Here is a 24,675-nt window from a genome sequence, read left to right on the forward strand (position 1 = left end):
TTATATGACGTATAATATGCTTAACAAAACAATATAACAAGCAACAAACAAAAGGATGTGAATAAATATGGTATTTAACACCGGAGCTGCTCTTCTCGATGCAATTGTCCTTGCCGTTGTATCACGGGAGCAGGAAGGAACCTATGGATATAAGATCACACAGGATGTCCGGAGAGTTCTGGATGTATCGGAATCAACGATGTACCCGGTACTCAGAAGACTTCAGAAAGATGAATGCCTGGAAGTCTACGATATGCAGTTTGACGGAAGGAACCGCAGATACTATAAAGTTACAGAAAAAGGAATGGCACAGCTTAATTTGTATAAAGTCGAATGGAAGAACTACACAAGGAAGATTACAGAGATGTTCGAGGGAGGTGCAGCCGAATGAGCCGTACAGAGTATATGAGGGAATTAGATGTACTGCTTCAGGGAATTTCGAAAGAAGAAAGAGAAGAAGCAATGCAGTATTATAATGATTATTTTGATGACGCCGGAAGCGAGAATGAAGAAAAGGTAATCGAAGAGCTTGGAAGTCCTGCAAAGCTTGCAGATACGATTCGCGCCGGGGTAAATGGCAATACCGATGAGGCGGAAAGTTATGGAGAGTACGGAGAGAGAGGATATCAGGACAGACGTTTTGATACCAGTGAGTATCCGGCAGGAAAAGATGGCTATTATAAAGACAGCTATTCAGAGACATATGGAGAAAGCCAGTCACAGAATGACAGGAATCCATTTTCAGAAAGACAGTATTCTTATACAGCCAATTCTAATCAGGGATATACATATGCGGGAAATCAGGGATATGGTGCGGGTCAGACGACAGAAATGCCACGTAAGAAATCCAGTGCCGGCAAGATCATTTTGATCATCTGTATCCTTGTGATTGGGCTTCCAATTGTAGTTCCGACAGCACTTGGTCTTCTTTTGGCGGCATTTGGAGTTCTGGTCGCACTTGCAATATCAGCAATAGCAATCTGGGTGGCAGCAGTTGCAACCGCAGTCGTAGGGATTCTGTTGGGGATTCACGGATTTGGTCAGCTGTTTTATTCCCCGGTTCTTGGAATCGGAATGCTTGGTGTCGGCTGCCTGCTGCTGGCACTTGGGGCATTATTTACAGTATTGATCGGATGGGGATGTCTCAAACTGATCCCAATGATGTTCCGTGGACTTGTAAATCTTTGTCGCAGACCATTTCAGAAAAAGAGAGGTGAATGCAGATGAAAAAAGGATGGAAGATTTTCTGGACAGTTATTATAAGCCTGACGGGGGTAGGCGTTGTATTTTGTATCATTGCTCTATGCTTTGGAGTTACATTTTCACAGTTTGAAAAAGCATATCCGAATGGAATTGGTATTATAAGAAAGAATTATGTTTCTTTTGATGACGATTGGGATGATGATGAGCTGGATGATACAGAAAATGTTGTATCGGGAGAGGTATTTTCCGGTGTGGAGAATCTGAAGCTTGATATTGGTGCAAGTGAGGTGCGGATCAAGACGGGGACAGATGACAAGATCCATGTGGATGATTCCAGAATGAAAACAGAAAACGCAGTGCAGAAAACGCTGTCCGATGACGGGAAAACTCTGGAAATAACAACGAAAATGCGCAGCAGTTTCAAAAATGTGAGAAACGTAAAGGGAACACTTGTGATCTATCTTCCGAAAGATTACAAGTTCGATCAGATGGACATGGAATATGGTGCAGCAACAGCAGAGATCGATGGACTAAATGCGAAAAGCCTTAAGATTGAAAGCGGGGCATCAGGCTGTACAATAAAAAATGCAGATATAGAGGAGTTAGATGTAGAAACAGGAGCCGGAAGTCTGGATTTTTATGGAACAGTGGAAAAAGAAGTGGACATTGACTGTGGTGCTGGAAGAGTCACACTGAATCTGGAAGGAAAAGTGGAGGATTATAATTATGAACTGGATAGCAGTGCCGGTTCGGTAGAAATTGGAGAAGATATAGATCTTGGCGGCTTAAGCACAGAGAAGTCAATCGATAATGGCAGTAAACGCACGATTGAGATATCGAACGGAGCAGGCAGCGTGGAGATCCGTTTCCATTAGAATTAACATAGACAGAAAAATGTATCAGATGAAACACATATATAATAGAAGAAACACAGAAAAGGAGGAACTTTTATGGAACCAAAAAGATTATACAGATCTGTAACAGACCGCAAGATCTGCGGTGTATGTGGAGGCCTTGGAGAATATTTTAATATCGATCCTACATTGATCCGGCTTGGAGGTGTTTTGCTGGCTTGCGTAAGCTGTGGGACTGCCGTGGTTGCCTATTTTGTTGCAGCAGTTATCATTCCGGATCCGGAATAAAAAAATAAGAGAGCTTTGCCGATAAAAAAGGCAGAAGGAGAAGAAGTCGGAAGTAATGTTTCCGGCTTCTTTTATAATAACCAGGTATATATGTATAAAATCCGTAATTGGGGAAACACTCTGAAAAAGGAGTTGAAAACCATGAAAAGCACAAAGACAAAGAAAATCAGACGCGAAGATATCCCCAATCTGGAAACAAGTGAGCGGGTAAAATACGAGATTGCGGAGGAGCTTGGACTTCTCGATAAGGTTCTGGAAGATGGCTGGAAGAGTCTGTCATCAAAAGAAACCGGGCGGATCGGAGGAATCATTTCAAAAAAATCCAGGAAGAATGAGACCGGGAATTTACAATAATATTACAAATTTTAAAAAATGTGAATATTTTGCAACGTTTGTTGAAAAAGCACTGTATGTTTGATATAATCGCTTGACCGCAAAAACCGAGAAAATGGAACGGGTGAGGCAAATGAATGAAAAAATGAACGTACTGGACGTACAGCTTGATAACTGTACTGCAAAAGATGCGATGAAGCTCATTGCAGAATATATGCAGACAGAAGAACTTAACACAGTAGATATTGTTACGGTGGATACCCTGATGAGAGCGACGCAGCTTGACGGTATGAAAGAAGAGCTGGAGAAGCTGGATCTTCTGCTTCCGGGAGATCTGGCGATCCTTGAAGCTGCAAAGATTACAGACAGAAAGCGGATCCAGGAGATGGAGGATCAGACGCTGCTGAAGATGGTATTCCATTATTTTCATAAGAACCGCTGTAAGATATTTATACTGGCAGGATCTGAGGAAGAAGGAGACAGACTGCAGGGCTATCTGCATGAGGCATACAGTGGGATTCAGGTTGTCGGTATGAAAGCAGTACCGGCAGACGAAAGTGAGGATGACAGGATCACCAATCTGGTCAACGGCGGAGAAGTAGACTGTGTGATTGCCAGCATGGATTTTCCTTGGCAGGAACAGTTTGTTTACCGGTGCAAAGAGCAGCTGAATACCAGAATGTGGTTTGGAACAGGACATAGTATTGCTTCCTTTGCAAATGGTGAGAACTGGGCAGATCACCTGAAAAATTTTATCGGTAAAAGGATTTTAAAACGGGAGATCAAAAAAGAGCAAAAAAGAAAAGAAGTATAATTGAAGCGACAAAAGACTGAAAATAATAAAAAAAATCAAAAAATCTTTTTCGACAGAATAAATTTTATAATAAACTCAATTGAGGAAATGCATAAAAAAATGTGATTTCCTCTTTATTTTTTTGGTAATATGTATTAAAGTATTATATATGTATATGGCTAAGTCCACAGTTGCGGGGGATGAAGATTGTACAAAGTGTATAGAACCACGGAGGATGGAGGAAAGAGAATATGATATCAAATCAGATACTGCAGAATACAATTGAAGGGTTGAAATCAATTACAAGGATTGATCTTGGAGTGATGGATACAGATGGAAAGACTTTGGCGACAACATTTCCGGAGCCTGGAGATTATGAGAATGCCGTTCTTTCATTTGTAGAATCTCCGGCAGAAAGCCAGGTGATTCAGGGGTATCAGTTTTTCAAAATTTATGATGAACACCAGCTGGAGTATATTCTGATCGCCAATGGCGGCAGTGAAGATGTTTATATGGTTGGCAAGATTGCAGCCTTTCAGATCCAGAATCTTCTGGTAGCATATAAGGAGCGTTTTGATAAGGATAATTTCATCAAAAATCTTCTTCTTGACAACCTTCTTCTGGTGGATATTTATAATCGCGCCAAAAAATTACATATTGACACAGAGGTAAAACGTGATATCTTTATAGTTGAGACTTCTCGGGAAAGAGATGTCAGTGCGCTTGACAGTCTCCGTTCTGTTCTGGGTGGAAAGGGCAAGGACTTTATTACAGCAGTTGATGAGAAGAACATCATCGTAGTAAAAGAATTAGGTCCTGGCGATGGATATCCGGAGATGGACAAGACTGCGCATGAGATTCTCGATCTTCTGAAAGCAGAAGGAGAAGAGAATATCCGTATCGCATATGGTACGATCGTCAATGACATCAAAGAAGTATCCAAGTCTTACAAAGAAGCGAAGCTTGCGCTCGATGTAGGAAAGATCTTCTTCGACGAGAAGGAAGTTATTGCATATAGTGCGCTTGGAATCGGACGACTGATCTATCAGCTTCCAATTCCGCTCTGCAAGATGTTTATCCGCGAAATTTTTGAGGGGAAATCTCCGGACGAATTTGATGAAGAGACGCTCACGACCATCAATAAGTTCTTTGAGAACAGCCTGAATGTTTCCGAGACATCAAGACAGCTGTATATTCACAGAAATACACTGGTGTACCGTCTTGACAAACTGCAGAAGAGCACAGGACTGGATCTGCGCGTATTTGAGGATGCAATCACATTCAAGATCGCGCTGATGGTAGTCAAATATATGAAATACATGGAAACACTGGAGTATTAAGTTATATCGGAGTATGGATAATTAGGAGGAGCATATGATAGAACTTAAAGAAGTTACCAAGGAATACTCGAAGGGTATTGCTGCGCTCAATGGTATCAACCTTCGGATCGAACAGGGAGAGTTCGTATTCGTAGTTGGAGACAGCGGTTCCGGAAAGTCTACGTTGATACGTCTTCTGATGAAGGAGATCGAACCAACGTCAGGTACGATTATTGTCAACGGTCAGAATCTGAATCGTATGAAACATCGCCAGATTCCGCAGTACAGAAGAGGAATCGGCGTTGTATTCCAGGATTTCAGACTTCTGAAAGACCGCAATATTTATGAGAATATTGCATTTGCACAGCGGGTTACTGAGAAATCTACCCGTGTGATCAAAAAGAAAGTGCCGGCAGCTCTGTCACTTGTCGGACTGGCACAGAAGTACAAAGCATTCCCGAAGGAATTGTCCGGTGGGGAACAGCAGAGAGTTGCAATTGCCAGAGCTGTTGTAAATGAGCCTGCCATTTTGCTGGCTGACGAACCGACAGGAAACCTGGATCCAACCAACTCATGGGAGATCATGAAACTTCTTGAAGAAGCGAACGAGAGAGGAACTACAGTTCTGGTAGTTACTCACAACCAGGAAATTGTAAACGAGATGAAAAAGCGCGTTATTACGATGAAGAAGGGTGTCATTGTCAGCGACGAACAAGAAGGTGGGTATAAGCATGAGGATTAGTACAGTTGGATACTCCGTGAAACAGGGAGTTAAGAATATTGGAAGAAATAAGATGTTTTCACTGGCATCTGTTGCAACTATGGCTGCATGTATCTTTGTGTTCGGACTGTTTTTCTCAATTATTATGAACTTCCAGTATATTGTACACAAAGCAGAAGAAGGCGTGGCGATCACTGTATTTTTCAATGATGATGCAACGCAGGAGCAGATTGATAATATTGGTACACAGCTTAAAAAGCAGGATGGTGTAAAAGAGATCAAGTATGTGTCTGCAGACGAAGCGTGGGAGACATTTAAGGATCAGTATTTTGGCGAATCAAGTGACCTTGCAGAAGGATTTAAAAATGATAATCCTCTGGCAGGATCTGACAACTATGAAGTATATATGACAGATGTGGCTTCACAGAAGAAGCTGGTTTCCTTTGCGGAAAGCCTTGACGGGGTTCGCAAGGTTAACAAATCAGATACCGTAGCAAATACACTGAACAGCGTGAACAAGCTGGTATGGTATGTATCGGCTGTTATCATCGCGATTCTTCTGGCAGTATCTATTTTCCTGATCAGCAATACGGTCACAATGGGTATTACTGTCCGAAGGGAAGAGATTGCAATCATGAAATATATCGGTGCGAAGGATGGTTTTGTACGGGCACCGTTCATCATTGAAGGTATCCTGATCGGTCTTGTCGGTGCGGCGATTCCGCTTGGTATCCTTTATATACTTTATAACAAAGCAATTACTTATATTCTTACAAAATTCAGTCTGCTGAATAATATTCTGGATTTCCTTCCGGTGGGACAGGTATACAAGACACTGCTTCCGGTCGGACTTTTACTGGGAATCGGAATTGGTTTTGTAGGAAGTTTCTTTACGATTAGAAAGCACTTAAGAGTCTAGTCGCATAATATTTAAGGGAGACGAATATGATAAGAGGGAAAAAGATACTTGGGGCGTTACTGGCGTTTACGCTTTGCTTCGGTATGGTAATTCCGGCACAGGCTGATGATATTTCGGATGCGAAAAAGAAGCAGCAGGAGCTGGAACAGCAGAAGAATACGGCTGAGGCGGAGAAGTCGGAACTTTCTTCGGAACTGGATTCCATTGTATCAAAGATGGAGAAGACACAGTCAGATCTGACTGCAAAAGAGACTGAGATCAATGATGCAGAGACAGAGCTGGTAACTGCGAAAGCCAACGAAGATGACCAGTACCAGACGATGAAGCTGCGTATCAAGTATATGTATGAGAACGGGAGCAATGAATTCCTGGAGATCCTGATGGAAGCTAACAGTATTGCAGATCTGCTGAACAAAGCAGAATACATCAACAAGATTTCCAAATGCGACCGTGAACTTCTTGTAGAATACGAAGATACAAGAAAAGATGTCGAGAACAGAGAAAATGCACTTAAAAAAGAGTATGCAGAGCTGGAAAACCTGCAGGATGAACTTGCGGGAGAACAGGCAAATGTAGAAAAGCTTCTTGCAGATAAGAACATTCAGATCGATAACCTGACATCTGAGATCAGCAGTAATGCTGACAAACTGAAGCAGCTGATTGCAGAAGCAGAGGCGGCAGAAGCCCGCAGAAAAGAAGCAGAAGCAACGGCAGCCGCTCAGGCTGCACAGGCAGCGGCGGCAGCTCAGGCATCAGCTTCGTCAGGAACAAGCAGTTCAGGCAATACAAGCAGCAATGCAAGTGCAACGGGAACCGGATCACTTACACATCCGGTGCCGGGGGCAGCGATTACCAGTGGCTTTGGCGGACGTGTGGCACCGACTGCAGGTGCAACAACCGGTCATGACGGAATCGATTATGGTGCAGGATACGGAGCAGCAGTTTATGCGGCTGATTCCGGAACCGTTATTACCGCACAGTACAACAGTGCACGTGGAAATTACATCGTAATCAATCACGGTAATGGAATGCAGACATGGTATCAGCATCTGAGTTCGATGAGCGTTACCGTGGGACAGACGGTGGCAAGAGGTCAGGTGATCGGAAATGTCGGTACGACCGGAATTTCCACAGGACCACATCTTCACTTTGAAGTTCATGTAGGTGGTGTACCGGTCAATCCACTGAACTATCTGTAAGATAATACATAACAGGTATGAAAGAGTAAATGATGGAAAATAATAAAAAGAATTTTTGGAAGGGGGCGCTTGCAGGCGCCCTCGCCATGTTTATGGTAGGTGCTGCGGCACTTGGAATTATGAATGTCGCAGGTGTAGACCTTGGGACCAGTCAGGAAAAGGTCGTAAATGCGCAGGAAGAGAAAAAACTGAATAAACTGAAAAAGCTGATTGATGAAAATTATCTTTATACAGATGATTTGAAAGAAGAAGATCTGGAGAACGGACTTTACAGTGGATACATTAATGCACTGGGGGATCCGTATTCTGTATATTATGATGAAGAACAGACCAAATCCCTGCAGGAATCAACTTCGGGAGAGTATTCGGGAATCGGAGTTGTTTTTTCGCAGAATCAGGAAACTAAGGTGATCACTGCAGTTCAGGTTTATGAGAACAGCCCGGCGAATGAAGCAGGTATCCAGGCGAATGATATTCTGTATAAGGTCGGAGATAAGGATGTAAGTGGAACGGATCTTTCCGATGTTGTACAGCTGATCCGCGGTGTAGAGAATACGACTGTTGATATCACAGTCCTGCGTGGGGATGATGCGAAGGAAGTGACGATGACAGTTACCCGGAGAAAAATCCAGGTGGAGACAGTCAAGTCTGAAATGAAGGATGACCAGATCGGTTATATCCGGGTTACGGAATTTGACAGTGTGACCTACGACCAGTTCAAGAGTGCACTTGACAGTCTGGAGGATCAGGGGATGAAAGGACTTGTGGTTGATCTTCGGGCGAATCCGGGAGGCAATCTTGCGACAGTCACACAGATGCTGGATCTGCTGTTGCCAAAAGGTACGATCGTGTCAACAAAAGACAAGAGTGGTCACGAAGAGGTGATCTCATCGGATGATGAACACCAGTTTACGAAGCCGATGGCGGTTGTTGTTGACGGCAACAGTGCAAGTGCTTCCGAGATTTTTGCCGGAGCGATCCAGGACTACGGACTTGGACCGATCGTGGGAACAACAACTTACGGAAAAGGAATCGTTCAGCAGATCTTTGATCTTGGAGACGGAACCTGTGTGAAACTGACAATGGCTGAGTACTATACTCCGAATGGAAGAAATATTCACAAAAAAGGAATTACACCGGATGTAGAAGTTGAATATCAGCAGGATGAGAATAATCCGGATGCAGATAATCAGCTTGATGCAGCATTGGAACAGGTAAGAAATAAAATCAATCAATAACAGAAATCCGGAGGGAATGCCGAAAACGGCATTCCCTTTTAGTTTTTAATATGATATCATAAGTAAAGAATATTTTTTTTCAGGTAACAAAAAGATAATATTTTCTGTTACAGTAAAAATATAAATAGAAAACTGGAGGGAATAAGATGATTAACAAATTAGTCGCTAACATTAAAAAAACAGGAGCACCTATCGTTGTCGGACTGGATCCGATGCTTTCCTATGTACCAGAGCAGGTACAGAAAAAGGCATTTGCAGAGTATGGTGAGACTCTGGAAGGAGCAGCAGAAGCTATCTGGCAGTTCAATAAAGAGATCGTGGATAAGACTTATGATCTGATTCCGGCAGTTAAACCGCAGATCGCTATGTACGAACAGTTCGGAATCCCGGGACTTCAGGCATTCAAGAAGACGGTAGACTACTGTAAAGAAAAGGGACTTGTTGTCATCGGAGATATCAAGAGAGGCGATATCGGTTCTACTTCAGCAGCATATGCTGTTGGACATCTTGGAAGAGTTCAGGTAGGAAGCAAATCCTATGTACCGTTCGATGAAGATTTCGCTACTGTGAATCCGTACCTTGGATCTGACGGAGTTAAGCCATTTATCGAAGTATGTAAAGAAGAGAAAAAAGGTCTCTTTATCCTTGTTAAGACATCCAACCCATCCAGTGGAGAATTCCAGGATCGGCTGATCGACGGACGTCCGCTTTACGAACTGGTCGGAGAAAAGGTTGCCGAGTGGGGAGCAGACTGCATGGGTGATGATTACAGCTACATCGGAGCTGTTGTAGGCGCTACTTATCCGGAGATGGGAAAAGTCCTTCGTAAAGTAATGCCGAAATCTTACATTCTGGTTCCGGGATACGGTGCACAAGGTGGAAAAGGAAAAGATCTGGTTCATTTCTTCAATGAAGACGGACTTGGAGCAATCGTAAATTCATCCAGAGGAATTATTGCAGCATATAAGCAGGAAGCTTATGCAAAATATGGTGCAGAGAACTTTGGAGATGCATCCCGTGCAGCAGTAGAAGCCATGGTAGCAGATATCAAAGGCGCGCTTGAGAACAGATAAGAGAAAAGAATGAGCCGGTGTGACAGAAGCTTCTGACATACCGGCAAATCCGGATTATAGGAGAATAGAAGATGACTACAAAGAAAAAAGAACAGGCAAAGGTTGTATCGCAGGAACAGCTTGCAGATGGAATCTTCAGTATGTGGATCCAGACAGAAGCAGCAGGGAGTGCAAGACCGGGGCAGTTTATTTCCATGTATACCAATGATGGCAGCAAGCTTCTTCCACGCCCGATCAGTATTTGCGAGATCGATAAAGAAGGTGGAAAACTTCGTGTGGTTTACCGTGTAACAGGGGAAAAAACCGGAACAGAAGAATTTTCACAGATGAAGGCAGGAGATACAATTCCGGTGATCGGACCACTTGGTAATGGATTCCCATTTGAGAAGGCCGAAGGAAAGAAGGTATTTCTGATGGGAGGAGGAATCGGTGTGCCGCCGATCCTGGAGCTTGCAAAGCAGATGGAATGTGAGAAAAAGCAGATCGTGGTTGGATACCGTGATGCACATACCTTCCTGAAAGAAGAATTTGAACAGGCAGGAGAGCTTTATATCTCAACCGAAGATGGCAGTGTCGGAACAAAGGGAAATGTCATGGATGCGATCCGTGAGAATGCACTGGAAGCAGATATGATCTATGCCTGCGGACCAACTCCGATGCTCCGCGCAATCAAACAGTATGCAGAAGCAAATGGAATCGAATGCTACATTTCTCTGGAAGAGAGAATGGCATGTGGAATCGGTGCCTGTCTTGCGTGCGTATGCAAGTCAAAAGAAAAGGATGCGCACAGCAATGTGCACAACAAACGTATCTGTAAAGACGGACCGGTATTTCTTTCTACGGAGGTGGAAATCTAATGGATATGCGTGTAAATATTGCCGGAGTAGAATGGAAGAATCCGGTAACAGTGGCATCAGGAACCTTCGGATCAGGAGAAGAGTTTTCTGAATTTGTAGATCTGAACAAGCTTGGAGCAGTGACGACAAAAGGTGTGGCAAATGTACCGTGGCCGGGCAATCCGACTCCGCGTGTAGCCGAAGTCTATGGTGGAATGATGAATGCCATCGGACTTCAGAACCCGGGAATCGAGCTGTTCTGTAAAAGAGACATTCCGTATCTGAAAAATTACGATACCAAGATCATTGTGAATGTCTGCGGACATGCACCGGAAGAGTATCTTGAAGTGGTAGAACGCCTTGCGGATGAACCGATCGATATGATGGAAATCAACATTTCCTGCCCGAATGTTAATGCAGGATTCCTCGCTTTCGGACAGGATGCAAAGCATGTAGAGGAGCTGACCGGACAGATCAAGAAGATCGCAAAGCAGCCGATCATCATGAAGCTGACACCGAATGTAACGGATATCACCGAGATAGCAAAAGCGGCAGAAGCAGGTGGAGCAGACGCAGTTTCCCTGATCAATACGCTGACCGGTATGAAGATTGATATCAATCGTAAGACATTTGCGGTGGCAAATAAGACCGGAGGCGTATCCGGACCGATCGTCAAACCGATCGCTGTACGCATGGTATATCAGGTAGCACAGGCAGTGAACATCCCGATCATCGGAATGGGCGGTATTTCCTGTGCAGAAGATGCGATTGAGTTCCTTCTTGCAGGAGCAAGTGCCGTATCCGTAGGAACAGCCAACTTCCACAATCCGGCAGTGACGATGGAAGTGATCGATGGAATTGAAGCCTACATGAAGAAGAATGGCTTTGAGTCTGTGAAAGATATGGTTGGAATTGTAAAATAAAGAACAGATAAGAGATGGAGGATAAATAAAATGGAAAGTTACAAACAGGAATTTATTGATTTTATGGTAGAAAGCCACGTTCTTAAATTTGGAGAATTTACACTGAAAAGCGGAAGAAAGTCACCGTTCTTCATGAACGCAGGTGCTTATGTGACCGGTTCACAGCTCAAGAGACTCGGTGAATACTACGCAAAAGCAATCCATGACAAATACGGGGATGATTTTGATGTATTATTCGGACCTGCTTACAAGGGAATCCCGCTTGGAGTTGTAACTGCGATCGCTTACAGTGAATTATACGGAAAAGAGATCCGTTACTGCTCAGACCGTAAAGAAGAAAAAGATCACGGAGCAGATAAGGGAAGCTTCCTCGGAAGCAAGCTTCAGGACGGAGACCGCGTGGTTATGATCGAAGATGTCACCACATCCGGCAAATCCATGGAAGAGACTGTACCGAAGGTAAGAGGAGCCGCTGATGTAACAATTGTTGGACTGATGGTATCCCTTGACCGTATGGAAGTTGGAAAAGGCGGCGTGAAATGCGCACTCGATGAAGTAAAGGACCTTTACGGATTTGAAACTAATGCAATCGTAACCATGAAGGATGTAGTAGAGCATCTGTACAACAAACCATGCAATGGTGAAATTGTTATCGATGACAAGATCAAGGCTGCAATCGACGCATACTATGAACAGTATGGCGCAAAATAAGGAGGAGTTACAGTGACAGAAAAGACATATAAAGTGATGGGACTTGCCGGCGGTGCAAATATCGCGATCGGAATTATTTCTATCGTTATTGGTGTGACAACCGGGATCATTCTGCTTGTCAGCGGTGGAAAGCTGCTTGGTGCGAAAAAGGGACTGACATTTTAGGAAGGGCGCTTTAAGTTGAAAGCAAAGAACAGAAAAAGACTTCGGGTTCTTGGAAAGATTTTATTTGTCCTGTATATTGGATTTTTATTTTACTTTCTGATTTTTTCTGACTGGTATGGACGGGAAGGAACCGGGGAATATCATTATAACCTGGTTCTTTTCTGTGAAATAAAAAGATTTTGGCTGTATCGAGATGTTTTGGGATGGGTAGCTTATGCAAATCTGTTCGGAAATGTCCTGATTTTCGTGCCATTTGGATTTTTTATGCCGATGGCAAGCCGGTATCGCAGCTTTTTTCTTACCCTTTTCTACAGTTTTGGAGTGAGCTTCTTTGTGGAGTGCTTTCAGCTGGTAACAAGAGTGGGGAGTTTTGATGTGGATGATATGCTGCTCAATACCCTTGGCGGTGTGATCGGGTATATCGTCTTCGCGATTTGTAATATGATAAGGAGATGGCACGATGCGAAGCAGGAGAGATAAAAAAAGAGCACGTGAAAGAGACAGAAATAAAAGAAACCGGAAGTATGGTCAGATAAAAAGAAAGCATTCCCGCAAGGGAATCTGGTCCTGTGTGATGGCAGTACTTGTTACGGCAGTGATAGCGGGATTGATTGTAATGGCATTTATGAATAAAGGGAAATCAGCAGCGATGGTAGGAAGCTTTGGAGTTTTCGATATGATTCTTGCCTGCATCGGTATTGTAACGGGTGTAAAAGGATTTAAAGAAAGAGATAAAAATTATCTGACCTGCAAGATCGGAATCGTTGTAAACGGACTTGTTTTACTTGCCCTGATCTTAGTATTTATAAGAGGATGTGTATAAATGGAAGAAAGATATAATCTGGCAATTGACAGAATGAAAGCAATAATAGAAGAAAAAACAGTAGCAGAGCCATATCGGGAGTATTTCCAGCATGTGGCTCGGTTTATTTTAAAGCTTGATGAGCTGAAACAGAATGTGGAGAGCGGAAAGCAGAAAGAGATGTCAGAAGAAGAACTGCAGGAAGAGATGAAGGATCTTTATGCAGACGAACTTGAAGCAAACTATGAGAAATCTTATGCAAATCCGGCTTATGCGGTTTCGGTGCTGGGAGAAGAGCTTGGAAGCTTTTTATCTGCGGTTTACACCGAGATCCGCGGAAGCATTTCTTATGTTCAGGAACAGCGTATGGAGTATGTTGTGATAGGAGCAGAGCTTTTTATTGAAATCTACAACAAATTTGAAGAAGAAAAGCAGCCGCAGCCGGAAAGCCTGAAGGAAATCTTTTACTGGTATGCAAGTGATTACTGTGATGTCTTTGCAGCAGACCGCATCAAAGACCAGATCGATCCGGAAAGTGGATGCTTTATTGTGAATATGATCATGAATGAAGATCTTTCCGATCTGCGTTACCTCTACCGTATGGGAGAATACGTGGGAGAAAATGAAAGAGGCACAGCAGCTTATTTAAATTCCCTTCCACAGGAGAAGATTGATAAGATGGCAGATACCTTCAGTGAAGGATACCGGATCGGCTTTGTAAATACCGGAAAAGATCTGTCAAAAAAATCTGTGGTCAATATTTACTATGCAATGGGATTCGAACGGATCGTAAAGAAAGCCATTGAGAATTTTGAAAAAATGGGATTAAAGCCAACGATTTTTCGTACCAGCCACAGCGTGATCACAAGAGGGCGCAACAGCCAGATCGGATTCTTCAATATTTCCGGTAACAGGCAGTACATCTATGATCACCGGGATGATATCGGGCTTGTGATGGACAAGCAATATGTAGAGCGCAAGCTGGAAGTCATGCGCACCACTTATGAGCAGAATAAAGAGATTGCAGCAGGTTATGCAGGACCGGCGGTCATTGATATTTTCGGGGAAAAGACCTTTGTTCCACAGGCAAAACCGGAGGCAGTTAAGTTAAGTGAAAAACAGGAAGAACTTCTGGTTGCGATGAATGGAAGAGCCGGACGTCTGACCAATGAATATCTTCCGGGAGATGAGAGAAGCTTTACGATCATTTCCTGGCCGGTTCCGGAAATCGGAGAGCAGTATCATGAGATTTTTGACGAAACCATCAAGATCAATACACTGGATTACAAGCTTTACCAGAAGGTGCAGCAGACTATGATCGATGCACTGGATAAAGGGGAGTATGTAAAAGTAACAGGCTCAGGCGAAAACCAGACGGATCTGAAAGTGATGCTTCATCCGCTTGCTGATCCGGCAAAAGAGACGATCTTTGAAAACTGTGTTGCCGATGTCAATATCCCGGTAGGTGAGGTGTTCACTTCTCCGGTACTGGAAGGAACAGAAGGCACCCTTTTTGTGAGTAAGGTATTCCTTCATGGACTTCCGTATTACAATCTGAAGATCAGTTTTAAAGAAGGAAAGATCACAGAGTATACCTGCACCAATTTTGATTCAGAAGAAGAAAATAAAAAATATATTTTCGATAATATTCTGCACAATCACCAGACACTTCCGATCGGCGAGTTTGCGATCGGAACCAATACCACAGCTTATGCGGTTGCGAAGAAATATGATATTGCAGACAAATATACGATCCTGATCGCCGAAAAGACGGGGCCGCATTTTGCAGTAGGGGATACCTGCTACAACTGGGCAGAGGATGTAAAGGTTTACAATCCGGATGGAAAAGAGATCATTGCAAGAGACAACAGCATATCGATCTTGAGAAAAGAGGATCCGTCGAAAGCATATTTCCAGTGCCATACCGATATCACCATCCCTTATGATGAGCTGGGAAGCATTGTTGTGGTGGCAAAAGACGGAACAGAGACAGAAATTATCCGTGATGGACGGTTTGTTCTTCCGGGAACAGAGATCCTCAATGAACCTCTGAATTAGTATTAGTTATGGATTTTCAATAATACCAATAAGTAAAAATAAATAATGGTCAGATAAGTAACGGTTGACATACCGCAACAGACTTAGTAAAATAACTTATAAGTGGTTAGCTATTTATTAAAATACTTATAGATAAAAGAAAAGGAGATCATTATGCCAAAAGTAGGAATCGTAATGGGCAGCGACTCAGATATGAAAGTAATGGGAAAAGCTGCTGACATGCTGGAAAAGTTTGGAATCGATTATGAGATGACGATCATCTCGGCACACCGTGAGCCTGACGTATTCTATGAATATGCGAAGTCTGCAGAAGCAAAAGACTTCAAAGTAATTATTGCAGGTGCAGGTATGGCAGCACATCTTCCTGGAATGTGTGCAGCAATCTTCCCGATGCCGGTTATCGGAATCCCAATGTCAGGGAAGAATCTGGAGGGTGTCGACGCACTCTATTCAATCGTTCAGATGCCGCCTGGAATCCCGGTTGCCACAGTTGCGATCGACGGCGGAGCAAACGCAGCAATTCTGGCTGCAAAGATTCTTGCAACCTCAGATCCTGAGCTTCTTCAGAAACTGAAGGATTATACTGCAGAAATGAAAGAAACCGTCCAGAAAAAAGCAGAAAAGCTTGAAAAAATCGGACACAAAGAATATATCAAGCAGATGTAGGCATACAGATGTCAGTGAAAATACCAGGAGGATATAGAAAATGTTGGATTATAAGACAGCCGGCGTAGATATCGAGGCAGGATATAAATCAGTAGAACTTATGAAAAAGCATGTAAAAGAAACCATGAGACCGGAAGTGTTAGGCGGACTTGGCGGTTTTGCAGGTGCATTTGATCTAAGCGGAATCAAGAATATGGAAGAACCAGTACTTCTTTCCGGAACAGATGGATGCGGAACAAAGGTGAAGCTTGCATTTGTAATGGACAAGCATGATACGATCGGTATTGATGCCGTTGCCATGTGTGTGAATGATATCGCATGCTCCGGTGGAGAACCGTTATTCTTCCTGGATTATATTGCCTGTGGCAAGAATTACCCGGAAAAGATCGCTACCATCGTAAGCGGTGTGGCAGAGGGCTGCAAGCAGTCAGGATGTGCACTTGTAGGTGGAGAGACAGCAGAGCATCCGGGACTGATGCCGGAGAATGATTACGACCTTGCAGGTTTTGCAGTCGGAGTTGTAGATAAGAAAGACATTATCGACGGTTCTGATATTAAGCCAGGTGATGTACTTGTTGCAATGCCGTCTACAGGGGTTCACAGCAATGGATTTTCACTGGTTCGTAAGGTATTCGACATTACAGAAGAATCCTTAAACACATACTATGATGAATTAGGAAAAACACTTGGCGAAGCACTTCTTGCTCCGACCAGAATTTATGTAAAAGCACTGAAGAACGTAAAAGAAGCCGGTGTGAGAGTCAAAGGATGCAGCCATATCACAGGCGGTGGATTCTATGAAAATATTCCGAGAATGCTTCCGGAAGGAATCCGTGCAGTGGTAAAGAAGGACAGCTATGAAATCCCTGCAATCTTCAACCTGATCGCAAAGACCGGTAACATTGCAGAAGAGATGATGTACAATACCTTCAATATGGGTATCGGTATGGTTGTCGCTGTCGATGAAAAGGATGTAGATGCTACAATTAAGGCAATGAAAGAAGCCGGAGATGAAGCATTTGTGGTTGGTTATGTAGAAGCAGGAGAAAAAGGAGTTACTTTATGCTAAGAGTTGCTGTACTTGTATCCGGAGGCGGAACCAATCTGCAGGCAATCATTGATGCAGTAGAAAATGGCACGATCACAAACACTAAGCTGGTCGGTGTCATCAGCAATAATAAGAACGCATATGCGCTGGAAAGAGCCGGGAATCATCAGATCCCGGCACAGTGCGTTTCACCGAAGGATTTTGAGACAAGAGAAGAGTTTAATAAAGTCTTTCTTGAAAAAGTAGACGAACTGAAACCGGATCTGATCGTTCTGGCGGGATTTCTGGTTGTGATCCCGGAAGAAATGATCAGCAGATACCGGAATAAGATCATCAATATCCATCCATCTCTGATCCCGTCATTCTGCGGAACAGGATACTATGGACTGAAGGTTCATGAGGCGGCACTCGCCAGAGGGGTGAAGGTGGTTGGAGCAACCGTACATTTTGTAGACGAAGGAACGGATACCGGTCCGATCATTCTCCAGAAGGCTGTTGAAGTAGAAGAAGGCGATACACCGGAGGTTCTGCAGAGACGTGTGATGGAGCAGGCGGAGTGGAAGATCCTTCCACATGCGATCGACCTGATCGCAAATGGAAAAGTAACCGTAAAAGATGGCAGGGTATCAGTTGCCCGTTAGAGAAGGAGGAGCACCAATGAAAGTATTGATCGTAGGCGGCGGCGGAAGAGAACATGCAATCGCATATTGTGTAGCAAAGAGCAGCAAGGTAGAGAAGATGTACTGTGCACCGGGAAATGCCGGGATTGCAGAGCTTGCAGAATGTGTGCCGATTGGTGCGATGGAATTTGACAAGCTGGTTACATTTGCAAAAGAAAAAGAGATCGATCTGGCAATCGTAGGAATGGATGATCCGTTGGTTGGCGGTCTTGTAGATGAATTTGAAAAAGCCGGGATCCGCGCATTCGGACCAAGAAAAAATGCAGCAATCCTGGAGGGAAGCAAGGCGTTTTCAAAAGATCTGATGAAAAAATATGACATCCCGACCGCAGCATATGAGAACTTTGACAATGCAGACGAAGCGCTGGCTTATCTGGAGACAGCCAAATTCCCGATCGTTCTGAAGGCAGATGGTCTGGCACTTGGAAAAGGTGTACTGATCTGCAATACGCTGGAAGAAGCAAAAGACGGCGTGAAAGAGATCATGCTGGACAAGAAATTCGGTGCATCCGGTAATACCATGGTTGTAGAAGAATTCATGACAGGACGTGAGGTTTCTGTTCTTTCATTTGTAGACGGAAAGACAATCAAGACTATGACAAGCGCGCAGGATCACAAGAGAGCCAAAGACGGAGACCAGGGACTGAATACCGGTGGTATGGGAACCTTCTCACCGAGTCCTTTCTATACAGAAGAAGTTGACGAATTCTGCCGGAAATATGTGTACCAGAAGACGGTAGATGCAATGGCAGCAGAGGGAAGAGAGTTCAAGGGGATCATCTTCTTCGGACTGATGCTTACCGAAGACGGACCGAAGGTTCTGGAATACAATGCCAGATTCGGAGATCCTGAGGCACAGGTTGTTCTTCCGCGTATGAAGAATGATCTGATTGATGTGATCGAAGCCTGCATCGACGGAACACTGGAGCAGGTAGATCTTCAGTTTGAAGACAATGCAGCAGTCTGTGTGGTACTTGCATCTGACGGTTATCCGGTCGCTTATGAAAAAGGACTTCCGATCACAGGCCTTGACGAGTTCAAGAAGCATGAAGGTTACTACTGCTTCCATGCCGGAACCAAATTCGACGGAGACCAGATCGTAACCAACGGAGGACGTGTCCTCGGTGTGACAGCCAAAGGAGCAACGCTCAAAGAAGCACGTGCCAATGCTTACAAAGCAACCGAATGGGTTAAATTCGATAACAAATATATGCGCCACGATATCGGAAAGGCGATTGACGAGGCATAGAATTTCAGGGCGGGATCTTTCAGAGGTGGAGAGGTTCCGCCCTTTGTGCCGGAGAAGGCAGATGCTGGATGCGGGTATCGGAACACAGCAGGCGTATTTTTGATTTGCCGTGTGGGAATCTTTAAGAAGTTCTAAAGATTTCATGAACTTCTTGACAAATCGAACTTTGAATACTATGATTATCAATAGTTATGGGAAAGGCAATGAGAAAGAGGAGTATGCAGGTTAGTCCGAAGAAGAGAGAACCGTTCAGGGGCTGAGAGACGGTTTGCGGGAAGCGACTGCGGAAGGTAGCTTTTGAGCCGGATATCTGAAAAGGGCGAGTAGGATGTCACGGGGTGGTTTCCGTTATAGAACTGTGAGAGATACGAGATGAATCTATTTCGTGGAACAAAGGTGGTACCGCGTTTATACACGCCCTTTACGTTTTGTAAAGGGTGTTTTTTATTCATTTACAATGTTCTATTATATAGAAGAAAGCAAAGTGCGCGGTGTACTTATAAGAGGAGGAAACAATGAGTAAGAATCTTGAAAAGACCTACAATCCGAAAGAGATTGAAGCGAAACTTTATGAAAAATGGTGTGAAGAAAAGTATTTTCACGCTGAAGTTGACAGAAGTAAGAAACCATTTACAACGGTAATGCCGCCACCGAATATCACCGGTAAGCTGCATATGGGACATGCTCTTGATAATACACTTCAGGATATCCTGATCCGTTACAAGAGAATGCAGGGATATAATGCACTGTGGATCCCGGGAACAGACCACGCTGCAATTTCAACAGAAGTAAAGGTTACAAACCAGTTAAAGGCAGAAGGAATTGATAAGAAAGAACTCGGAAGAGAAGGATTCCTTAAGAGAACCTGGCAGTGGAAAGAAGAGTACGCAGGAACTATCGAAGGTCAGCTGAAAAAGCTTGGTGTATCCTGTGACTGGGACAGAGAACGTTTCACCATGGATGAAGGATGCTCGAATGCGGTCAAAGAAGTATTCATTCGTCTTCACGAAAAAGGATTTATCTACAAAGGTTCCAGAATCATCAACTGGTGTCCGGTATGTAAGACTTCCCTTTCTGACGCAGAAGTTGAGCACGAGGAACAGGCAGGACATTTCTGGCACATCAAGTACCCGATCGTAGGAACAGACCGTTTCCTTGAGATCGCGACTACACGTCCGGAAACTCTGCTTGGAGATACAGCGATCGCCGTACACCCGGACGATGACAGGTACAAAGATATCGTAGGAAAGAATGTCATCCTTCCGTTAGTTGGAAGAGAGATCCCGATCGTGGCAGACGCTTACGTTGATAAAGAATTCGGAACAGGTGCGGTTAAGATCACACCGGCACATGACCCGAATGACTTTGAAGTAGGAAAGAGACATGATCTTCCGGAAATCAACATCCTGAATGATGATGCTACCATCGTAGAAGGATACGGAAGATATTCCGGAATGGACCGCTACGAAGCAAGAAAAGCAATCGTAGAAGATCTGGAAAAAGAAGGATACCTTGTAAGCATCGAAGAACATGTACACAACGTTGGAACACATGACAGATGTAAGACAACCGTTGAACCGATGATCAAACCACAGTGGTTTGTTAAGATGGATGAGCTTGCCAAACCGGCGATCAATGCGATCAAGACCGGCGAATTAAAATTCGTACCGGAACGTTTCGGTAAGATCTACCTGAACTGGCTGGAAAATATCCGTGACTGGTGTATTTCACGTCAGATCTGGTGGGGACACAGAATCCCGGCTTACTATTGTGATGAATGTGGAGAAGTGGTTGTTGCACGTGAGATGCCGGAAAAATGCCCGCACTGCGGCTGCACACATCTGACACAGGATGAAGATACACTGGATACCTGGTTCAGTTCAGCACTGTGGCCGTTCTCAACACTTGGATGGCCGGAAGAGACAGAAGACCTCAAGTATTTCTATCCGACAGATGTACTGGTAACCGGATATGACATTATTTTCTTCTGGGTAATCCGTATGGTATTCTCCGGATATGCACATACTGGAAAAGCACCGTTCCATACCGTTCTGATCCATGGACTGGTAAGGGATTCCCAGGGCCGTAAGATGAGTAAATCTCTTGGAAATGGTATCGATCCGCTGGAGGTCATTGATGAGTACGGTGCAGATGCACTCCGTCTGACTCTGATCACAGGAAATGCACCTGGAAATGATATGCGTTTCTACAACGAACGTGTAGAATCCAGCCGTAACTTTGCCAATAAAGTATGGAATGCTTCCAGATTTATCATGATGAATATGGAAGACAAAGTGATTTCCAAACCGGACGAAGCCGATCTGGAAGTTACAGATAAATGGATCTTATCAAAGGTCAATACACTTGCAAAAGATGTAACTGAGAACATGGACAAATTTGAACTGGGTATTGCAGTACAGAAAGTATATGACTTTATCTGGGATGAATTCTGTGACTGGTACATCGAGCTTGTAAAATACAGGATCTACCATTCAGATGAAAATTATAAGAGCGCCAATGCAGCACTTTGGACACTGAAGACGGTTCTTGGTAATGCACTGAAGATGTTACATCCATTTATGCCATTTGTAACAGAAGAAATCTACAGCGCACTGGTACCGGAGGAAAAATCTCTGATGATGTCAGACTGGCCGCAGTTTACCGAAGACTGGTGCTATGCAGACGCTGAAAATATAACAGATCATATGAAAGAAGTTATCCGCGGTGTCAGAAATGCGCGGGCAGAAATGAATGTACCGCCGAGCCGTAAAGCAAAGGTTTATGTAGTATGCGAAGATGAGAAGCTTTGTGAAGGATTCGAAGAGCTGACAACATGCGCATGCCCGCTTATGAGTGCTTCTGAACTTGCTATCCAGGCTGATAAGGCAGGTATTGCGGATGATGCCGTATCAATCGTAGTACCGGATGCTTCTGTATATGTACCACTGGAAGAGCTGATCGACTTCGAACAGGAAATCGAGCGTCTGACAAAAGAAGAAGAAAAGCTTACAAAAGAAATCAACCGTGCAAAGGGAATGCTTTCAAATGAAAAATTCGTCAGCAAAGCACCACAGGCAAAGGTTGATGAAGAAAAAGCAAAGCTTGAAAAGTATACACAAATGATGGAACAGGTGAAAGAACGTCTGGAGGCTTTAAAGGCAGGAAGATAATCACTGCAGGAAAGTACTAAGGCATATTCTTTTTTAGCCAGATATACCGGCAGATGCAGCATAAACTGCACCTGCCGGTACAGAAACACGTAAGGGGTTAAAAGACGATGAAGGGAATTCATTTTAAAAAGATTCAGTGGAAAAAACCGGATCTGAAAGGAAAATGGCAGAAGCTGAAGAATATGAAGCCAGGAGATATAAAGGCGCATTTAAAAAAGCAGCATGAGCGAAGACAGCAGATTCTTGAAAAGCGGCGTAACAGCAAATTCGCAAAAAAGATGGCACCGTACTATAAGATAATGAACCGGTTCTCTTTGCCGCTTCAGGCACTGTGGGCTTGTATCATTAACTTTATCATTGAAGCACTGTCCAGACATTCAGCAATTGCAGCTTGGCAGTATATGACAGGAACACCGCTGGTATTTTTGTACAATGCCGGAATGATTTTCGTTACACTTTTAATCGCTTATCTGGTGCGGCGCCGGGTGTTTACACGACTGATCATCAGTGCATTGTGGCTCTTTCTGGGTGTTGTCAACGGAGTGATGCTGGCAAAGCGTGTTACGCCGTTTAATGCACAGGATCTAAAGACATTTACAGAAGGACTGTCACTGTTTACAAATTATTTCTCGGTGGCAGAGCTTGTGATGATGGGAATTGGTGTCCCGGCACTGCTCATCTGGCTGGTTGCCATGTGGAGACGTGCCGGACAGTATGAAGGAAAGATGCACAGGATCCCGATGCTGATTATTGTTGTTGCAGCATTTTTTGGATATTCTGTACTGACAAATGTTGCTGTAGATAAGAGGATTATTTCTACTTACTTTGGAAACATTGCATTTGCTTATCAGGATTACGGACTTCCGTACTGTTTTTCAGCCAGCCTTTTTAATACAGGTATTTCAGAACCGAATGATTATAACAAAGATACGATCGAGAAGATCACGAATAATGGAGAGATGACAGAGAGCACATCAGACAATGGTGTGAGACCGAATGTCTTGTTTGTACAGCTGGAATCTTTCTTTGATCCTTTTGAATATGAGGATCTGCAGATGTCAGAGGATCCGATTCCGAATCTGCGCAAGATGTTTGAAAATTATTCTTCCGGATATTTTAAGGTTCCTTCGGTGGGAGCCGGAACAGCCAATACAGAATTTGAAGTACTGACAGGTATGAACCTGCGTTATTTCGGACCGGGCGAGTATCCTTATAAGACAAAGCTTAAGAATCAGGTATGTGAAAGTGCAGCAACTGCATTTTCTGCATTCGGTTACGGAACCCATGCGCTTCACAATAACGGTGGTAATTTCTACAGCCGTGCGAAGGTATTTAACAATATTGGTTTTGACAGCTTTACAAGTAAAGAGTTTATGAATATTCTCCAGACAACAGAGAATGGATGGTCGAAGGACGATATTCTTCTGACGCACATCAAAGACGCTCTGGACTCTACCGAGCAGGAGGATTTTGTATTTACAGTCAGTGTACAGGGACATGGAAATTATCCGACAGAAAAGGTGATTGAGAATCCGAAGATCACCGTAACAGGAGCACCGACAGAAGAGAAGAACAATGCCTGGGAATATTACGTGAACCAGGTATATGAGATGGATCAGTTTGCCGGTAATCTGGTGAAAATGATGGAAGAACGCGGTGAGCCGACTGTGATCGTATTCTATGGTGACCATCTGCCGACAATGGGACTGGAAGCAAAGGATATGAAGAGCCGTTATCTGTACAATACAAATTATGTGATCTGGGACAATATCGGACTTCAGAAAGAGGATCGGAACATTCCGTCCTACCAGATCATGGCGGATGTGATGGACAGCCTGGGATTACATTCCGGTACGGTATTCAACTATCACCAGCAGAGACGCCAGACAAAGGATTATCTGAAGGATCTGGAGCTTTTACAGTATGATATTCTGTATGGAGACCAGTATGTATACAATGGTAAGCCGCCGATCACAGAAGGTCATATGCAGATGGGGATCAAGGAGGTTACACTCACGGATCTTGTAGAAAATCTGGATGAGACCTACAGCCTCTACGGAACAAACTTTACTAAATGGAGCAAGGTTTACATCAATGATGAAAAGCAGGAATCTACCTTCCTCAATAATACAAGGATCGAACTGCCGGACAGTAAGCTGAAGGATGGAGACATCATTACGGTCAGTCAGGTCGGATCAAGCAATACCATCTTCAGGACTTCAAGTGAATATATTTACACGGATGGAAAGATCTTGGAATATACAGATGAAGTAAAAGAACAGCTGAAGAAAGAAAAGGAACAGAAGAATTCTGCAAAGACGGACACCGATCAGAAGAAGACAGAAAATGCCGGACAGTCCGAAGAACAGCAGGATCAGAATAATAAAGAAGAAAAGAGCGGGCAGCAGTAGAGTTCCGCTTAAGAAA

At 43.8% G+C, this 24,675-nt stretch carries 25 protein-coding genes and 1 other annotated feature; all 25 genes read left to right on the forward strand.

Translation table 11 applies throughout. The features are described from left to right. Positions 1-67 precede the first annotated feature (67 nt). Complete coding sequence (locus ACYQ5K_RS07105; protein ID WP_008372886.1) at positions 68-391, forward strand: PadR family transcriptional regulator; 324 nt, start codon at positions 68-70, stop codon at positions 389-391. Beyond that, the gene (locus ACYQ5K_RS07110; RefSeq protein ID WP_459777409.1) at positions 388-1,227 is read left to right on the forward strand and encodes a DUF1700 domain-containing protein; all 840 of its coding nucleotides are present in this window, start codon (positions 388-390) and stop codon (positions 1,225-1,227) included. The genes ACYQ5K_RS07105 and ACYQ5K_RS07110 overlap by 4 nt, the downstream gene beginning before the upstream one ends. Then, positions 1,224-2,078 (forward strand): DUF4097 family beta strand repeat-containing protein, encoded by an 855-nt coding sequence (locus ACYQ5K_RS07115; protein WP_173687403.1) that lies wholly within the window; start codon positions 1,224-1,226, stop codon positions 2,076-2,078. Before ACYQ5K_RS07110 ends, ACYQ5K_RS07115 begins: the two co-directional genes overlap by 4 nt. 75 nt (positions 2,079-2,153) lie before the next feature. Further along, positions 2,154-2,345 (forward strand): PspC domain-containing protein, encoded by a 192-nt coding sequence (locus ACYQ5K_RS07120; RefSeq protein WP_173687404.1) that lies wholly within the window; start codon positions 2,154-2,156, stop codon positions 2,343-2,345. A 141-nt stretch (positions 2,346-2,486) separates the two neighbouring features. Beyond that, positions 2,487-2,699: a small, acid-soluble spore protein, alpha/beta type gene (locus ACYQ5K_RS07125; protein ID WP_022220993.1), complete on the forward strand. Its 213-nt coding sequence runs from the start codon at positions 2,487-2,489 to the stop codon at positions 2,697-2,699. 112 nt (positions 2,700-2,811) lie between these two features. After that, positions 2,812-3,492, forward strand: coding sequence for a WecB/TagA/CpsF family glycosyltransferase (locus ACYQ5K_RS07130; protein WP_173687405.1), 681 nt, complete (start codon positions 2,812-2,814; stop codon positions 3,490-3,492). Between the two features lie 230 nt (positions 3,493-3,722). Next, on the forward strand, positions 3,723-4,811 hold the full coding sequence (locus ACYQ5K_RS07135) for a PucR family transcriptional regulator (protein WP_008372899.1): 1,089 nt from the start codon (positions 3,723-3,725) through the stop codon (positions 4,809-4,811). A 34-nt stretch (positions 4,812-4,845) separates the two neighbouring features. After that, positions 4,846-5,532, forward strand: a complete 687-nt coding sequence (gene ftsE / locus ACYQ5K_RS07140) for a cell division ATP-binding protein FtsE (protein WP_008372900.1) — start codon at positions 4,846-4,848, stop codon at positions 5,530-5,532. Next, positions 5,522-6,430 carry a permease-like cell division protein FtsX gene (gene ftsX, locus ACYQ5K_RS07145; RefSeq protein ID WP_173687406.1) on the forward strand — a complete coding sequence of 303 codons (909 nt, stop codon included), beginning with the start codon at positions 5,522-5,524 and terminating at the stop codon, positions 6,428-6,430. Before ftsE ends, ftsX begins: the two co-directional genes overlap by 11 nt. A gap of 26 nt (positions 6,431-6,456) precedes the next feature. Beyond that, positions 6,457-7,629, forward strand: coding sequence for a murein hydrolase activator EnvC family protein (locus ACYQ5K_RS07150; RefSeq protein ID WP_173687407.1), 1,173 nt, complete (start codon positions 6,457-6,459; stop codon positions 7,627-7,629). Between the two features lie 29 nt (positions 7,630-7,658). Then, positions 7,659-8,867, forward strand: a complete 1,209-nt coding sequence (locus tag ACYQ5K_RS07155) for a S41 family peptidase (protein WP_330585905.1) — start codon at positions 7,659-7,661, stop codon at positions 8,865-8,867. 146 nt (positions 8,868-9,013) lie between these two features. Then, positions 9,014-9,940: an orotidine-5'-phosphate decarboxylase gene (gene pyrF / locus ACYQ5K_RS07160; protein ID WP_008372910.1), complete on the forward strand. Its 927-nt coding sequence runs from the start codon at positions 9,014-9,016 to the stop codon at positions 9,938-9,940. Positions 9,941-10,011: 71 nt separating this feature from the next. Next, positions 10,012-10,797, forward strand: a complete 786-nt coding sequence (locus ACYQ5K_RS07165; RefSeq protein WP_173687408.1) for a dihydroorotate dehydrogenase electron transfer subunit — start codon at positions 10,012-10,014, stop codon at positions 10,795-10,797. Next, positions 10,797-11,699 (forward strand): dihydroorotate dehydrogenase, encoded by a 903-nt coding sequence (locus tag ACYQ5K_RS07170; RefSeq protein ID WP_173687409.1) that lies wholly within the window; start codon positions 10,797-10,799, stop codon positions 11,697-11,699. The genes ACYQ5K_RS07165 and ACYQ5K_RS07170 overlap by 1 nt, the downstream gene beginning before the upstream one ends. A 30-nt stretch (positions 11,700-11,729) precedes the next feature. Further along, positions 11,730-12,410, forward strand: coding sequence for an orotate phosphoribosyltransferase (pyrE, locus tag ACYQ5K_RS07175; RefSeq protein ID WP_008372917.1), 681 nt, complete (start codon positions 11,730-11,732; stop codon positions 12,408-12,410). A gap of 12 nt (positions 12,411-12,422) precedes the next feature. After that, positions 12,423-12,575 carry a hypothetical protein gene (locus tag ACYQ5K_RS07180; RefSeq protein WP_173687410.1) on the forward strand — a complete coding sequence of 51 codons (153 nt, stop codon included), beginning with the start codon at positions 12,423-12,425 and terminating at the stop codon, positions 12,573-12,575. 15 nt (positions 12,576-12,590) lie between these two features. Further along, on the forward strand, positions 12,591-13,055 hold the full coding sequence (locus ACYQ5K_RS07185) for a VanZ family protein (RefSeq protein ID WP_117834969.1): 465 nt from the start codon (positions 12,591-12,593) through the stop codon (positions 13,053-13,055). Continuing rightward, positions 13,036-13,398: a DUF6142 family protein gene (locus ACYQ5K_RS07190; RefSeq protein WP_173687411.1), complete on the forward strand. Its 363-nt coding sequence runs from the start codon at positions 13,036-13,038 to the stop codon at positions 13,396-13,398. Before ACYQ5K_RS07185 ends, ACYQ5K_RS07190 begins: the two co-directional genes overlap by 20 nt. Further along, positions 13,399-15,435: an aminopeptidase gene (locus tag ACYQ5K_RS07195; protein ID WP_173687412.1), complete on the forward strand. Its 2,037-nt coding sequence runs from the start codon at positions 13,399-13,401 to the stop codon at positions 15,433-15,435. Between the two features lie 153 nt (positions 15,436-15,588). Beyond that, positions 15,589-16,101 (forward strand): 5-(carboxyamino)imidazole ribonucleotide mutase, encoded by a 513-nt coding sequence (gene purE, locus ACYQ5K_RS07200; protein WP_008372927.1) that lies wholly within the window; start codon positions 15,589-15,591, stop codon positions 16,099-16,101. A 43-nt stretch (positions 16,102-16,144) separates the two neighbouring features. Continuing rightward, the gene (gene purM / locus ACYQ5K_RS07205; protein ID WP_055156423.1) at positions 16,145-17,170 is read left to right on the forward strand and encodes a phosphoribosylformylglycinamidine cyclo-ligase; all 1,026 of its coding nucleotides are present in this window, start codon (positions 16,145-16,147) and stop codon (positions 17,168-17,170) included. After that, positions 17,164-17,790 carry a phosphoribosylglycinamide formyltransferase gene (gene purN, locus ACYQ5K_RS07210; RefSeq protein WP_173687413.1) on the forward strand — a complete coding sequence of 209 codons (627 nt, stop codon included), beginning with the start codon at positions 17,164-17,166 and terminating at the stop codon, positions 17,788-17,790. Before purM ends, purN begins: the two co-directional genes overlap by 7 nt. A gap of 16 nt (positions 17,791-17,806) precedes the next feature. Then, positions 17,807-19,078: a phosphoribosylamine--glycine ligase gene (gene purD, locus ACYQ5K_RS07215; RefSeq protein ID WP_173687414.1), complete on the forward strand. Its 1,272-nt coding sequence runs from the start codon at positions 17,807-17,809 to the stop codon at positions 19,076-19,078. Positions 19,079-19,272: 194 nt separating this feature from the next. Further along, positions 19,273-19,503 (forward strand) — a binding site (T-box leader). 90 nt (positions 19,504-19,593) lie between these two features. Further along, the gene (locus tag ACYQ5K_RS07220) at positions 19,594-22,248 is read left to right on the forward strand and encodes a valine--tRNA ligase (protein WP_173687415.1); all 2,655 of its coding nucleotides are present in this window, start codon (positions 19,594-19,596) and stop codon (positions 22,246-22,248) included. A 182-nt stretch (positions 22,249-22,430) separates the two neighbouring features. Next, the gene (locus tag ACYQ5K_RS07225) at positions 22,431-24,659 is read left to right on the forward strand and encodes an LTA synthase family protein (protein WP_178024991.1); all 2,229 of its coding nucleotides are present in this window, start codon (positions 22,431-22,433) and stop codon (positions 24,657-24,659) included. Positions 24,660-24,675 lie beyond the last annotated feature (16 nt).

The sequence above is a fragment of the Allocoprococcus similis genome, from assembly GCF_054660775.1.